General features: G+C 40.1%; 16 protein-coding genes. All 16 read left to right on the top strand.

Going from position 1 to position 13,999, the window contains the following annotated elements; all coding sequences use genetic code 11:
* Window positions 1-6: 6 nt before the first annotated feature.
* The 16 genes from PUND_RS12990 to PUND_RS12915 all read left to right on the top strand — a co-directional run bounded on the left by PUND_RS12990 (window position 7) and on the right by PUND_RS12915 (window position 13,999).
* Entirely contained in the window at window positions 7-1,116 is a 1,110-nt protein-coding gene (locus tag PUND_RS12990) for a flagellar basal body P-ring protein FlgI (protein ID WP_010391158.1), read from the top strand.
* Window positions 1,117-1,127: 11 nt separating this feature from the next.
* The gene (locus PUND_RS12985; protein WP_010391160.1) at window positions 1,128-1,589 is read left to right on the top strand and encodes a rod-binding protein; all 462 of its coding nucleotides are present in this window, start codon (window positions 1,128-1,130) and stop codon (window positions 1,587-1,589) included.
* A gap of 6 nt (window positions 1,590-1,595) precedes the next feature.
* On the top strand, window positions 1,596-2,903 hold the full coding sequence (flgK, locus tag PUND_RS12980) for a flagellar hook-associated protein FlgK (RefSeq protein WP_010391163.1): 1,308 nt from the start codon (window positions 1,596-1,598) through the stop codon (window positions 2,901-2,903).
* Between the two features lie 12 nt (window positions 2,904-2,915).
* Window positions 2,916-3,812: a flagellar hook-associated protein FlgL gene (flgL, locus tag PUND_RS12975; protein WP_010391165.1), complete on the top strand. Its 897-nt coding sequence runs from the start codon at window positions 2,916-2,918 to the stop codon at window positions 3,810-3,812.
* A gap of 26 nt (window positions 3,813-3,838) precedes the next feature.
* Window positions 3,839-4,864: a hypothetical protein gene (locus tag PUND_RS12970; RefSeq protein ID WP_010391168.1), complete on the top strand. Its 1,026-nt coding sequence runs from the start codon at window positions 3,839-3,841 to the stop codon at window positions 4,862-4,864.
* Window positions 4,865-5,099: 235 nt separating this feature from the next.
* Window positions 5,100-5,939, top strand: a complete 840-nt coding sequence (locus tag PUND_RS12965) for a flagellin N-terminal helical domain-containing protein (RefSeq protein ID WP_010391170.1) — start codon at window positions 5,100-5,102, stop codon at window positions 5,937-5,939.
* 123 nt (window positions 5,940-6,062) lie between these two features.
* Window positions 6,063-7,361 carry a flagellar filament capping protein FliD gene (gene fliD / locus PUND_RS12960; protein ID WP_010391171.1) on the top strand — a complete coding sequence of 433 codons (1,299 nt, stop codon included), beginning with the start codon at window positions 6,063-6,065 and terminating at the stop codon, window positions 7,359-7,361.
* A 6-nt stretch (window positions 7,362-7,367) separates the two neighbouring features.
* Window positions 7,368-7,754: a flagellar export chaperone FliS gene (gene fliS / locus PUND_RS12955; protein WP_010391173.1), complete on the top strand. Its 387-nt coding sequence runs from the start codon at window positions 7,368-7,370 to the stop codon at window positions 7,752-7,754.
* 243 nt (window positions 7,755-7,997) lie between these two features.
* Entirely contained in the window at window positions 7,998-8,315 is a 318-nt protein-coding gene (locus PUND_RS12950) for a hypothetical protein (RefSeq protein WP_235575561.1), read from the top strand.
* Window positions 8,312-9,601, top strand: a complete 1,290-nt coding sequence (locus PUND_RS12945) for a flagellar hook-length control protein FliK (RefSeq protein WP_010391176.1) — start codon at window positions 8,312-8,314, stop codon at window positions 9,599-9,601. The genes PUND_RS12950 and PUND_RS12945 overlap by 4 nt, the downstream gene beginning before the upstream one ends.
* A 25-nt stretch (window positions 9,602-9,626) precedes the next feature.
* The gene (locus PUND_RS12940; RefSeq protein ID WP_010391177.1) at window positions 9,627-10,058 is read left to right on the top strand and encodes a flagellar basal body-associated FliL family protein; all 432 of its coding nucleotides are present in this window, start codon (window positions 9,627-9,629) and stop codon (window positions 10,056-10,058) included.
* Between the two features lie 39 nt (window positions 10,059-10,097).
* The gene (locus PUND_RS12935; RefSeq protein WP_167660607.1) at window positions 10,098-10,790 is read left to right on the top strand and encodes a FliA/WhiG family RNA polymerase sigma factor; all 693 of its coding nucleotides are present in this window, start codon (window positions 10,098-10,100) and stop codon (window positions 10,788-10,790) included.
* A gap of 17 nt (window positions 10,791-10,807) precedes the next feature.
* Window positions 10,808-11,671: a flagellar motor stator protein MotA gene (motA, locus tag PUND_RS12930; protein ID WP_010391179.1), complete on the top strand. Its 864-nt coding sequence runs from the start codon at window positions 10,808-10,810 to the stop codon at window positions 11,669-11,671.
* Window positions 11,671-12,669, top strand: coding sequence for a flagellar motor protein MotB (locus tag PUND_RS12925; RefSeq protein ID WP_010391181.1), 999 nt, complete (start codon window positions 11,671-11,673; stop codon window positions 12,667-12,669). The genes motA and PUND_RS12925 overlap by 1 nt, the downstream gene beginning before the upstream one ends.
* Window positions 12,662-13,060 carry a PilZ domain-containing protein gene (locus PUND_RS12920; RefSeq protein WP_010391182.1) on the top strand — a complete coding sequence of 133 codons (399 nt, stop codon included), beginning with the start codon at window positions 12,662-12,664 and terminating at the stop codon, window positions 13,058-13,060. The genes PUND_RS12925 and PUND_RS12920 overlap by 8 nt, the downstream gene beginning before the upstream one ends.
* Window positions 13,061-13,093: 33 nt before the next feature.
* Entirely contained in the window at window positions 13,094-13,999 is a 906-nt protein-coding gene (locus PUND_RS12915; RefSeq protein WP_010391184.1) for a FliM/FliN family flagellar motor switch protein, read from the top strand.

Genomic DNA, 13,999 nt, shown 5'->3' with positions numbered 1-13,999 from the left:
GTTTTAATGAAATATTTACTATTAATGCTAGTGTGCTTTTTTAGCCTATTAGCGCCTGCAACTGTGACCGCCAAAGCACGTCCATTATTAGATATTGTTGATGTGCTAGGTGTGCGAGAAAACCAACTCGTGGGTTACGGTTTAGTAGTGGGTTTGCCGGGGTCGGGTGATAAAGCTCAAGTGAAATTTGCCGGCCAATCGCTAAGTAATATGCTAAAGCAATTTGGTGTCTCTGTAGATGAAGAGCGATTACCAAAATCAAAAAATATAGCGGCTGTTGCTGTCCATGCTACGTTACCGCCAATGGGAAGCCCAGGTCAAGCCATTGATGTAACTGTGAACTCATTAGGCGATGCAAAAAGCTTACATGGTGGTAGCTTAATGTTGACCCCGTTAAAAGGGGTTGATGGCAAAGTGTATGCGCTAGCACAAGGTAATTTAGTGGTGGGCGGTATTAATGCTAGCGGTAAAAGTGGCTCCTCGGTGACTGTTAATGTGCCTACTTCAGGGCTTATTCCTAATGGTGCCATTATTGAGCGCAGTGTTATGGCTATGTATGAAAGTCAAAGTGATGTAATTCTTAATTTAAAAGATCCAAATTATCAAACTGCCCGCAATGTTGTACGTGCTATTAATAAAGTATTTGGGCCTGATGTAGCTACTGCTGAAAACTGGGCGCGCTTAGTGGTTAGTGCGCCAAGCGATGCCAATAGTCGCAACACGTTTATGTCGATGCTACAAGATATTACTGTAGAGCAAGGTTCTGAGCGCCCAAAAATTGTATTTAATAGCCGCACAGGTACTGTCGTAATGAACAATACAGTGCGAGTTAATCAGGCTGCGGTTAACCATGGCAATTTAACCATTACCATCAGTGAACAAGAGCAAGTGTCGCAACCAGGGCCGTTTTCAAATGGCCAAACTACGACCACGCAATCAAGTGATATCACAGTAGATCAACAACAAAAAAATATGCTGTTGTGGCCTGAAGGCACCTCATTAGATGAAATTGTAAAAGCGGTAAATGCACTTGGCGCAACGCCAGCCGAGCTTATGTCGATATTAATTGCACTTGATAATGCTGGGGCTCTAGAAGCCGAGCTATTAGTTATTTAAAGGAAATAGCCATGAAAATAGAGTCATCAACCCAATTATCTCAGTCATTAGCGATTGACCCGACCCATCTAGAAAATATTACCGGCAACAGTGAAGCTGGCGTTAAACAGGCAGCAGAGCAGTTTGAAGCCATTTTTTTACAGCTGGTATTAAAAAGTATGGATAGCACCACCAAAACTATGGCCGGTGACAATGGTTTTTTTAATAGTAACGAGCAAGCGCAATTTAGAGATATGCATAATGCTCAAACCGCGCAGCATTTAGCGTCAACTCATCAACTGGGTTTAGCCGAAGCGATTGTTAAGCAGTTTGATGAGAAAATTGCCCCCATAGAAAATACATTTAAGAATAGCCAAAGCTTGGTCGCTAATGATCAATATAAAGGTGCTGAAAGCGTTGAGCCAACCCAAAGCTATGATATTTATGCGGGATCGGCATTTGTTCAGCCATTGAATGCTAATACGATTAGGTAGTTAATTATGTCTATGTTAAATAACGCGTTAAGCGGCCTCAATGCTGCAAATATTGCACTGACTGTGTCAGGGCAAAATGTCGCGAATGCAGCCGTTGAGGGTTATTCGCGTCAGCAAGCTCAATTTAAAACCTCTAATGTATATTTAGGCGGGGTTGAGGTGGCGTCTGTTGATCGGGTTGTTGACGCCTTTTTAAATGACGATATTTGGCGCACTAATTCTGATACCACTTATTATGAAAACAAACAGTCATATCTAGGTTTTATTGAGCAAATCATTGGTACCGACTCGTTAAACTTAAATAACTCCCTTGCAAGCCTAACAGATGCACTCAATGCTGCAGCAACCAAGCCTGATTCACAGGCTTTCAGGCAACAATTTTTATCCTCTGCAGAGGGCTTTATGCAAGATATTGCGCAAATTAATGGCGCTTTGGCAGGACAAGCAACAAAGTTAAATGCACAAATGAGTAATGTGGCGCTTAATGTGTCTTCTATTACTAAGCAAATAGCCGAAATTAACAGTAGCATTGGATTAGCAACAGCAAACAAGCAATCAACCGCAGAGTTAAAAGATAATCGAGAACGCCTAGTAAACCAGTTATCAGGGCATATTGGCGTATCTATTGTTGAGCGAGATAATGGCTTTATTGATATTAGTACCTTAAGTGGTGCCCCGCTGGTGGTAGGGAGTAAAGCGGCATCAATCTCAGTAAATGGAACAACAGTAACGAGTAACTTTATTGGTCAAGAGTTCACCCTTGATAAAAACGTTGGTGGTCAATTTGGTGGCTTAATAAGCGTTGATAACGATGTAATAAAACCAACTCTTGCAACCTTAAATAGCTTAGTTGCCGACCTTGCCGATGATATGAACGGTGCATTACAAAGTGGTTTTGATTTAAATAACGACCCCGGTGAAGCACTGTTTACATACAACCCATTAAACCCATTAGGGACGATTGAGATTAACCCTGCGATCACCACTGATAAACTTGGTTTTAAAGACAGTAGTACCTCAGGACCTGGTGATAACTCTAATATTGCTAATATTGTTGCTTCAATGGCAGGAAAAGGCGATAAGTTTACGTTATTAGTAGGGGATCTTGCTATTACTAGTAAGCAAAACTTAAATAGCATTACCACCGCTACTAATTTAAGTGAAAACGCCATTGCTGCGCGCGATAGCTACAGCGGGGTGAACCTTGATGAAGAGGCGGCAAACTTAATGCATTTTCAACAAATGTACAGTGCCAATGCCAAAGTGATCAGCACAGCAGATCAAATGTTTAAATCTTTACTGCAAATGTTTTAAAAGGGCAATGTTATGCGAGTTAGTAGTCATCAGTTTCATTTAAATTCAATCAAAAACATTCAAAGTAATACTGAAAACTTTAACGAAAAATCAATTCAGTTAGCAACCAATAAGCGTATTCTTAAGCCCTCAGATGATCCGCTTGGCACTGTAATGATCATGAACCTAGGTTCAGAAATAAAATCGTTAGAGCAATACAAAACCAATATGGATGCAGTTAACTTTTCATTAGGTCAACAAGAAGTACAGCTAACCGGTATTGTTAACCAAATATATTCACTGCAAAGTTTAATTACCACTGCAGCTGATGGTTCAATGGGCGAGGCAGAAATTAAAGCACTCGGCCAAGAAATGAGTGTGGCTTTTCCGGCAATTGTTGATTTACTAAATGCAACCGACAGCGATGGACAATATTATTTTTCGGGTAGTAAAACCGATGAAAAACCGTTTCAAATTGATGCGACGGGCAATTATGTTTATGCCGGTGACGATATTGTCAGAGAAGTCGCTGTATCTGACGACTCAAGTGTAAAAAACAATATTATGGGTGATGATTTAGACCCCGGTGCCGGTTTTTTAAATGCCATGCAAGACTATCTTGTTGATGTAAATAATCCGCCAGCAGGTGGTGTTGGCAATCAATCACGGGTGATGATAGATAAATTAGCTGACTTTTTAGGTACTATTAGTAGCCAAGTGACCACCATAGGCTCTACTATGGCTTCGCTTGATTCGATTACTACCAGTAATCTAGATATCACCACATTTACGGTTAACTTGCAGGACGATTTGAGTGCTGTAGATTATCCAGAAGCGTTTATTTCGATGAATGAATCTATGGCGGCGTATGAATCATCGATGCAGGTTTACTCGACAGTAAGTAAACTTTCATTGTTTTCATACATTTAAAATTATAATACTTTCAGGAACTAACTATGCTGGTTAAAAGTAGCGAAAAAGCGCAAGCAATTGACTTGGTTAATACCAATAAATCGGATGCACTCGTTACATCAACAAAGGATTCTGCTAACAATTTGTGGAAAAACAAAATTGTTGCCAGAGAGGACCAAGTTAAAGTACTGACTGGCTGGGCGCAGCGCGGGGCACTGAGTCAAGCGCTAGCAAAAGCCGAACAAAGCGAAAGCACTATTCGTAATTTGTATATGGGGCTTGAAAAATTAGCACAACAATTAAATACCCAAGCTGCTAACACTCAGCCACAACCCATGCAACAACAGCAAATTAAAGTGCAAATAGCGTCATTACAAAACACAGCAAATAAAAAAGGCTCAGGACTTGATACCCAGCTGAAAATAACGGATCCAAATCGCGCTATTAGCAAACAGCTTAATGCAAATATAGACCTGCTTAGCGCACGTCCACATGAAGAAAATATCCAGTTAGTGATGGGTCGCTCGGGCAAATCATTAAGCTTAAAGATACCAGCCTATCAAGATGAAAAAACCAATTTAACTGCCATTCAAAATGCGTTTGCACCACATCATATAAATGTTGAGCTTAATCGTGAAAACCGTCTGCTTTTTAGTGCGCAAAAAGATAATGCGGCTCCACTTTTAGAGCCTTGGGTGATGAGTGGTCAAGGTGTACGAATTGCTGCAGGAAACCCGATTTCTTTGCAGCTCAATGATTTAGATAACCCTCTGAATGAACTTGCTAAAATAGCCGATAAAAATGCCACTATTGCTCAGCACCGAGAGCAAATCCAAAGTGCGCAGCGCCATTTAAAAGCGAATTTAATAAAAATTCAGGCACAAAAACAACAATTACAAAGCCAACTAGAGCAGCTTGACTCTGCTAGTTCATTAGCTAACACTGATGAACTACTTGCTTTAAGTCTAGGGGTTAAACAGCATATGCAAAACCCTGGGGTAAATAGTGTAGCTGCGATTATGTCGCAGGCAAACATTACCCGTAATATGGTGCAATACTCACTCACTTAATTTTTTAATGCAGCAAGCTAGTATTGCTGCATCTTTTTTTATTTCTATTATTCCTCTTATCTGCTTTTAGCTAGCGAAAATGCCTATTTTACCCGCTTTGAATACATTGCTTAAAAAAATATAAAAAATAATTAGAAAAAAGTTTAGGTAATTAAAAATATGGTCGCTCTTAGTTATTAGAAGGTGATTTAGGTTCACTAATTACTTTAGCTATTCATTTAAAGAGGAAATAAACATGGCTTTATCAATTCAATCAAACATGGCTTCAATGTCAATCCAAAACCAACTTGGTCGTAGCAACAACGATTTGTCTACAGCACTTGAGCGTTTAGGTTCTGGTTTTAAAATTAACTCTGCTAAAGATGACGCGGCTGGTCTACAAATCGCTTCACGCTTAAACGCACAGGTACGTGGTCAAGACGCTGGTTTATATAACGGTAACAATGCTATGTCTATGATGCAAACTGCTGAAGGTGCGTTTGATGAAATGACTAACATTGCTTACCGCATGAAAGAACTTGCTACTCAAGGTTCAAGTGATACAAACGGTGCAAAAGAATGGGCTGCACAAAGTGCAGAATACACAGCACTAGCTACTGAGCTTACAAACATCATGGACAACACATCGTTTGGTGATGGAACTAAACTTTTAGCAGCTACTGGTAAGTTTGGTGCAGGTGCGGTTAACTTCCAAGTAGGTTCAAGTGCAGCAGAAACCCTTAATGTTGATATTTCTACTCAGTTAGGTGCTGTAACAACAGCCATTGGTTCTGCTGCTGCATTTACTGACGTTGCAACAGCACAAGCGCAGATTGCGTTTGTTGATACTTTAGTTGGCGAAATTGGTACTGCACGTTCAACGCTTGGTGCATCAATGAACCGTCTTGACCATACAATGACTAACGTATCTAACATGAAGCAAAACACTCAAGCTGCTGTAGGTACGTTAATGGACGCTGATTTTGCTGCTGAAACATCAAACATGACTAAGCAACAATTGCTAATGAACTCTGGTATCTCGGTACTGAGCACAGCTAACAGCACAACACAAATGATTGGTTCACTACTTCGTTAATAGTGATTAATCAATTAAGTATGCATAGCTACACCTAAGGTGTAGCTATTATTGTTTATAGTCATAAGTAAAAATATTTACTTTAGATTTTTTTGCTTATAACTAAAATGCTTGGAGATTAAAATGAGCTCTGCAATAGGAATCAATCCTGGGCAATTAGCCTCACAATATACACAAATTGAGCGTAGCGCTAAAGATCAGCAATTAAGTACTAAAAGTAGCCTTTTTAGCAATCAAATTAAGGCGTTTGATAGCCTGAAAAGTAATTTATCAAACTTTTTTGATGACTTACAAACCAATATTAAAGATACCAGTAGCTTGTTTGCTAACACCGCTACGGTGAGCAATTCATCCGCATTAGCAGTAACAGCAAGCGGCACAGCAGCCAGCGGTGAGTACGATGTATTTGTTGAGCAATTAGCACAAGCACACCAAGTGGCATTGAGTTTTGATCCGGCTAAAGCTTTAACCACGGATGGTGAGTTGAGTATTGATTTGGCAGGCAGTGCGTTTAGTGTTGACTTTGCAAGCCTTGGCGCCGATGCATCATTAACTGATGTTGCTAATGCCATCAACTCACATGTTGATAATAGCGGTGTTAAAGCCTCTGTTGTGCGCTCTGGCACAGAAACCTTTTTAACTTTAACCAGTGCTGAGTCGGGTGCTGCTAATCAGGTGGGGGTGAGCTTTACTGAAGGTACGGATGCCAATGGCAGTGATATCACCAATGCTATAACAAACAAACAAGATTTAACCTTAGCGCAAGATGCGATTGTCAAACTAGGGGCTAACTCAGCACTTACAATCACTTCAAGCAGTAATAAACTCGATACGGTTATTGATGGTGTAACGATTGATTTAACGCAGGCGCAGTCGCTGGGCGATCAGCCAATTCATATATCAATTACCCAAGATCAAGAAAGCTCTAAAGAAAACATTCAAAGTTTTGTGGATAAATTTAATTCGCTCACCAATGGCATTACCAGTAACCAGTACTTAAAACGAGATAATATGGCTGCCGGCCTTGCTCGCTCTTTACGCAACGATTTTCAGGGTACGTTTGAAGGTAAAACCTTGTTCTCTGTGGGTATTGAATTTGATCGTAGCGGTAACTTAAAAATAGATAATAAAAAACTTGAAGAAGCTATGGCTACTAATCCTGAACAGTTAACCAGCATGCTCACAGGTGAAAACGGTTTATTGTCTAAGCTAGAAACCCGCGTTGAGCCTTTCACTAAAAGCTATGGTTTGATGACGGATAAAAAGCAGTCATTGCAAGCGAGCTTAAATATAGTCAATAGGCAACAAAAAGATCATGAAGTGTCTATGGAGCAAGTGTACCAACGCTACTTGTCGCAGTTTACACAAATGCAACAGACTATTGCACAATTAGAATCTACAATGGGTCAATTTGGGAGCTAAACATAGATGTTAGATTTAAATGATGGCTTTTCAGCCTATAAAAGTACATCAGTAGATGCAAAAGCGGCCAGTGCCGATATTCATAAATTAGTATTGATGTTATTTGATGGTTTTTCAGATGAGCTTGAAAAAGTCACAGGCCACATAAAACAAAAAAGATACGATAAAAAAGCCGAAAGCATCGAAAAACTAATGCGCATTTTAGGCGGGCTTGAGGCCTCATTAGATCTTGAAAAAGGCGGTGAAGTAGCGCAAAACATGCAAAACCTTTATCAGCATTGTGGGCAAGCATTATTGCAAGCCAGTATAAAAAATGACTTGAGCTATATTGACTCCACCCGTGTAGTGATGACCAACTTGCAAGAAGGGTGGCAAGGCTTAGGCACACAATAAACAAATCTAAACCAGCTACCAATAGCTGGTTTTTTCATTTTTAACACGGCTTTTTTATATCTCCCCCCGCTGGCTAAATAATTATTCAATTCATTATTAATAACATATCACTTCCTTCCGATGTGGAAGTTCCGCTTCCGCTTTTTGGGTTTTTATTTTATTTTTTGTTATAAAACAGCGCCTTAAAGTTGGCTTGTTTATTGCTAAATGAAACATGAACTTATAATGAATTTAGTATTGCTAATGGAACACTCTCAAAAATACGCAGCGCAAAAAATGGAACAATTACTTAGCACCATGGAAGATGCTATCCATGAGAGTAATTGGTATGAGGTTAAATCAGCCGATAAGCAGCTGCTTGCATTTTATAATGAGCTGCAAAATATGCCTTGCTTTAGTTCAATGAAGGCTGAACAAAATAACTTAAAAGCACGTTACGTTGACTTAATCGACCTAGTGAGCCAAAAACAAGCGGCTATTAAAGTACAAATGCAGCGCCACCAGGAAGATAAAGAAGGTTTAATTGCGTATAAAAAAGTACAACAAGGACAGTCACTATGAGTATCCAAGCAAATACTATGGCGACAAAGACTGACTTTGGCAGTGCCACTAATAAACCAACCATATTAAAAAGTAGTACACCTGCAGATGCGCAAGAACTACAGAGCGAGCTTGAGCCGTTTACGCTTTCTTCAAAGCAACAGCAAACAAAACAGCAAAATGTGCAAGGTGAACAACCTCAAGAAAGTTCAGAACAACTAGCGCAAGAAGATGCCAGTGCAGAAACACAAGAAATAATAAATCCGTACTTTTTAAACACTGCAAATTATAATCTTGATAGCAATAAAATAAACGCGCCTGTCACAAATTTACTCAACTCAAATAGTAACCTTGCTCTTGATAACGGCACTGCAGCAGTGGAAACACCACCAGCACAACTTGTTATTGATGAGCAGTTAAAGAGTAAGCCTTTAGAGACTCTGCACGAAGAAGGCATTATAACTCAAGAGTCAGCTAAAACTGCGTCTGTACAAAATATGACAGTGCATAGTGATGTTTTAACTGTGCCTGCTGCAGCTATAAATGTAACGCCAGCGAATACACCCATTAATAAAGAATTAAATACACTCGATTTAGCCAAAGCACCACAAACATTGTATTCGCAAGCGCTTTTGAATCGATTAAATCAACCTTCGGTAGTGTTGAATACTTATGGACACGCGCAATCAAGTAGCCCAACCAATGAGCAACTAGCTGCACAACCGAGTATTGGGCTCAGTAAGCTCGAGCTTGCTGCACTGACACAAAACACGCAATCGAAACTTCTCAACATTGAATCTCGTGAAGGCAGCAATCAAAAATCAGCATTAGTGAATGCTTTTTCATCTGCCGCACCTGCGACAGAGAGCTTTGAATGGCAAAAAGAGAAATTAAAAGAGGCTCCCAGTGAATGGGGGCAGCGTTTATTGCATGTACTTGGCGATAAGGTAAAGCTGCAAATAGGCCAGCAACTTCAGCGTGCGCAAATTAGATTAGATCCTCCAAACCTAGGCAGTATTGAAATATCTATCAATATTGAAGGGGATAAAACCTCAGTCAGTTTAACTACGAGTAATGCGCAGGTTAGAGATGCCATAGCGCAAACTTTAGAGCAGTTACGTCAGTCTTTGTCGCAAAACTCAAATACCACAGTGGATGTTAATTTGAGTGATAAACAGCAGCAACCTCAACAGCAAAGCGACAATAGCGACATTGCAAATAATCATACCGAGATGCCTTCAATGGATGATGACAACAGCACTCGCACACCTAAGTCACCATTAGATTGGTTGGATTTATTAGTATAACTACCTTGGATTAAGAGAGATAAAAGTGAAAAAAATAATAATAGCCCTAACTGTAATTGCACTTATTGCGGCTGCATTTTTTGCGGGACAGTTTTTTAACGACAGTGACTCATCACAAGAAGCTCCGCAAGCAGATATAACAAAAGTTGAATACCACGAAATGGAGCGCTTTATTATAAGCGTATCAGAGGACTCAATTGCCCGTTATTTAGTGCTCGACTTGGTGCTTGTTACTTCACCCTCTGTATACAACACAGGCACAGAGGCGATGGAGCCGCTTGTAAGAAATGTACTGGTAAAACAGTTTGCCAATATGAGTCATAGCCAAGCAAAAGCCGCTTTTAAAGATATAGATGCTGTACAAAAAAACTTATTAGAGCAGTTTAATTTAGTGTTAGCGAATACGGTATCTGTTCGATTGGATAACGTACTTGTTACGAACGTCTTCATTCAATAGGCCATCGCTATGATGCTGCAAGAAGAGTAGGGCGAGTTAATAACAGAACCACCAGTCACCTTAACGCCACAAAAAGAGACGCAACTATTATCGCAGTACTCTTTTTTGGTGAATAGAGCGGCTGCGCACATGCGCACTCAAGTGGGTGTTATTGTCGATAATGATGATATTTATCAAATAGGCATTATTGCGCTGTTGTCGTCTATTCGTCGCTATGGTCGGGATTTAGATGAGAAGTTTGCTGCATTTGCGTTTAAGCGTATTCGTGGTGCTATGTTAGATGAGTTTAGGCGTGTCGATTGGCGCCCACGACAGTTAAGGCAGCAGTCTCATCAGCTTCGTGATATGAGCCGTTCACTGCAAAAAAAGCTCGGTCGTGATGCAACAGACACCGAAATGTGTGAGGCGTTAGGAATTAACCATAAAGAGCTTATTCAACTGCATTACAGTGAGCAAGCCGAAGCATTTGATAGCCTTGAAGCGCTATTGGAAGCTAACCCTAATTTAGCGCTCACCTCTGCACATACACACGACAAAGAAGAGACAGCAGCGACGCTAAAAGTGGCGATGAGCAAACTGAATACCCGAGAAAAGCTGCTCTTGCAATTATATTACATGCACGAAATGAATATGAAAGAAATAGCGTTAACGCTCGATTTAACCGAGGCACGTGTTTGCCAACTTCATAAACAAGCACTTGAAGCGCTTACACAAGCGCTTCAAAAAATCTAATACCTAAGGAATAAAGAATGCAAAGAGTTATAGGGTTAATAGTAGTACTTGCAACAGTATTAGGTGGTTTTGCGTTTGCGGGCGGCAACATTGCCACTATGTGGCAGCCATACGAGTTTTTAATTATTTTTGGCGCAGGTTTAGGGGCGCTAATTGTGGGTAATTCAAAGTATGTACTGACAGAAATGCTATCGCAATTAAAGTATCAATTTATTAGTGGTAAAGGAACCGATACGTCTGAGCTGTACCATGACTTACTACTCGTTATTTACTCTTTATTAGACTTAGCCAGAGTGAAAGGCATTAAAGGATTAGATGAGCATGTTGAAAACCCAGAAACCAGTTCTATTTTTCTTGCCTACCCTAAAGTGTATGAGTTCCCACAGCTAGTTACTTTTATTTGCGATAACTTACGTTTATTTAGTATGGGAAAAATAAACTCTCATGACTTTGATGCCATGTTAGAGCAAGAGATTTATACCATTGAAGAGCAACGTCTTAAACCTTCTCATTCACTTGCTAATATAGCTGAAGCTATGCCAGGTTTTGGTATTTTAGCAGCGGTTGGCGGCATTATTATTACCATGCAGCATCTTGATGGACCTTTAAGTGAAATTGGCTACCATGTAGCAGCGGCGTTGGTGGGTACTTTTATTGGTATTTTTGCTTGTTACTGTTTAATTGCACCCCTTGCCTCAGCGATGGAGCAGTATGTAAAAAAACAAGTGGCAATGTTTGAATGTGTGCGTGCCATGTTAGTGGCGCATGCTAAAGGGCATGTGCCTATTGTGGCGACTGATTCAGGCCGAAAATTAATTAATGAAGAAATTAAACCGACCTTTACCACCATGGAAGAGTGGATTACTAACAAGGCGGCTTAATGATGGAAAACAAAAATCAAGAAATCGTCATCAAACGCTCTCGTAGAAGAGCAACCGAAAAGCCTCATGGTGGTGCTTGGAAGGTTGCCTTTGCCGATTTTACTTTGGCGATGATGGCGTTTTTTATGGTGATGTGGATCATGGCGATCACCAATGAATCTGAGCGTGAAGAAATAGCACACTATATGCGAACTCACTCAATTTTTGATGGTGGCCCCGCTATTTTTGATCCTCAAAACAGCCCATTCCCCGTTGATTTAGGGGGTTCTCCTTCTGTAATTAAGCACTTAGAGTCGGGAATTACGCCTCCGGACTCTCCAAAACCTGGAATGAGTGAAGTATTACAAGTGCCCGATGGCACCGTTGAGCCTAAAGCAGGGCAAGGCGAGAAGTTAAATTCAGCGATTGATAGCCAATTTGAAGCTTTATCTGAGCTGAGCTTATTACTGGAAAGTATTGATGAACTCAGTAAAGAAGAGTTACTAAAAAATAACTTACTAGTTGAAGAAGTGCCCTTGGGGCTCAGAGTGATCATTAGAGATGACAAGCACCACCAAATGTTTGAACGCTCAAAGTCGCAAATGACTCCATTTTTTGAAGATCTGTTTCTATACCTTGGCGGATTAGTTAAAGACATTAATAACAAAATCATTATTTCTGGGCACAGCGATGCCAGCTTATTTGTTGATGGCAGCTCTCGTAATTGGGACATTTCTGGCGATAGAGCGCAGCAAGCAAGAAAAGTAATGACTATGGGCGGAATGCCATCAAGTCAGGTGCTTCAAGTAAATGCGTTTTCATCAAATCGACCAATTAATAAAGAAAATAAAAAAGCCAGCGAAAACAGACGTGTTGAACTGCTGATCTTAACCAAAGATGCTCAGGATAAATTTAACCAATTATTTGATGATAGCAACATTAACAATCCTATAAAAAAAGCGGCTGGTGCGGCAACGGCTAACAAACCCGTGCTACGTCTTGAAGAGAATTATGAGTAACCAACCAGACACCAAACGAAGTTACAAAAGATGGAACTTAAACCTTAAAGATAATTACGAGCCTGAGTCAGTTCAGCTTGGCGGAGTAGGCGTGCAGTTATTACGCCGTTGTTTTATTGATATTTCACTATGCCATGGTGTGGCAAAAGACATTAGCGTGGGCGGTGTGGGGTTATTAGTACCTGCTGAAAAGACGATCCCCAATAAAATTATTGTGGTGTTTGATAAAACCAATCGATTGGCTGGCAAGGTGATGTATCGCCGTGCAGTGAGTGAAAAATTAATGTTTTTAGGGGTTGAGTGGATAAGCAAAAATGAGCGCTTACGCAGCGATATAGTTAATCGTTTACAGCTACAAGCCCAATTGAAAAAAGCAAAAAAACGAACATAAGCTGAATATAAATGAATCAGGAAAAACAGTGGTATGAGTAAAACGTTAAACGCTAAAACAAAGTTAATTAAAGCGAAAGATTCTGAGCATATTACGCCATTTGCACTCACGCTTGAGCAAAGAGCATATGAACAAGCACAACAAAAAGCAGCGCATATAAACGTTAATATTCGTAAAACTTTGGAGTTAGAGCTAGCCCAATTATTTAACGACAGCCGTTTTGATGTAGAAATTTCGCCTTGTTCGCATTCGGTTATTAGCAGTTGGTTTAAAGAATCCTCAAGGATATTTCTTGCCTGCCCTTTATTTGCCCCTACTCAAGGTGAGGCCTATTTAGCGCTTGATTATCAAAGTGCATATAAAACAGCGGATTTATGCTTAGGTGGGCAATTTAATAATGTGAACAGCACAGAGCAAGTCTCTGATGAGGTGAATAACGAATTAAGCTCAACAGAAAGCCGTATTTGTGGTCGCTTACTACAGCGCCAAGTGCAGGGCATTCAAGGCTTATTATTTAGAGAACGCTCAGCGTTATTAGGTGAGATACAAAAGTCTCATGCCTTACCTGAAGCATTACAATATTTAGCCTTTAAAGTGCGGTTTATATTAGAAAACCAAGTAATAAGTTGGTTTTTATGGCTGCCAATTAGCTTTTTTTGCGCAGCTGATAGCGAGCAAGATTCAGCAAATAACGAAACACTCAATACTGAGATGTGGGCACAGTTTGCGGTGCAAGGTCAGATTGAAATGGCGAAGAAAAAAGTCACTTTAAAGCAATTAAAGGCCTGTGTAGCCGGCGGGGTATTACCAATTGAACTTAATGAAGCTGCACTATTTAACCTAGGTCATAAACAAATATTCAAAGGCCAAGTTGTTGAGCAAGAGACTGGCTTAGCATTTCAAATCACACAATTATCAAACAATACAACGAGTAACTAA

Source organism: Pseudoalteromonas undina, from assembly GCF_000238275.3.
Lineage (GTDB): Bacteria > Pseudomonadota > Gammaproteobacteria > Enterobacterales > Alteromonadaceae > Pseudoalteromonas > Pseudoalteromonas undina.
This window is presented reverse-complemented; position numbering and strand designations above follow the sequence as displayed.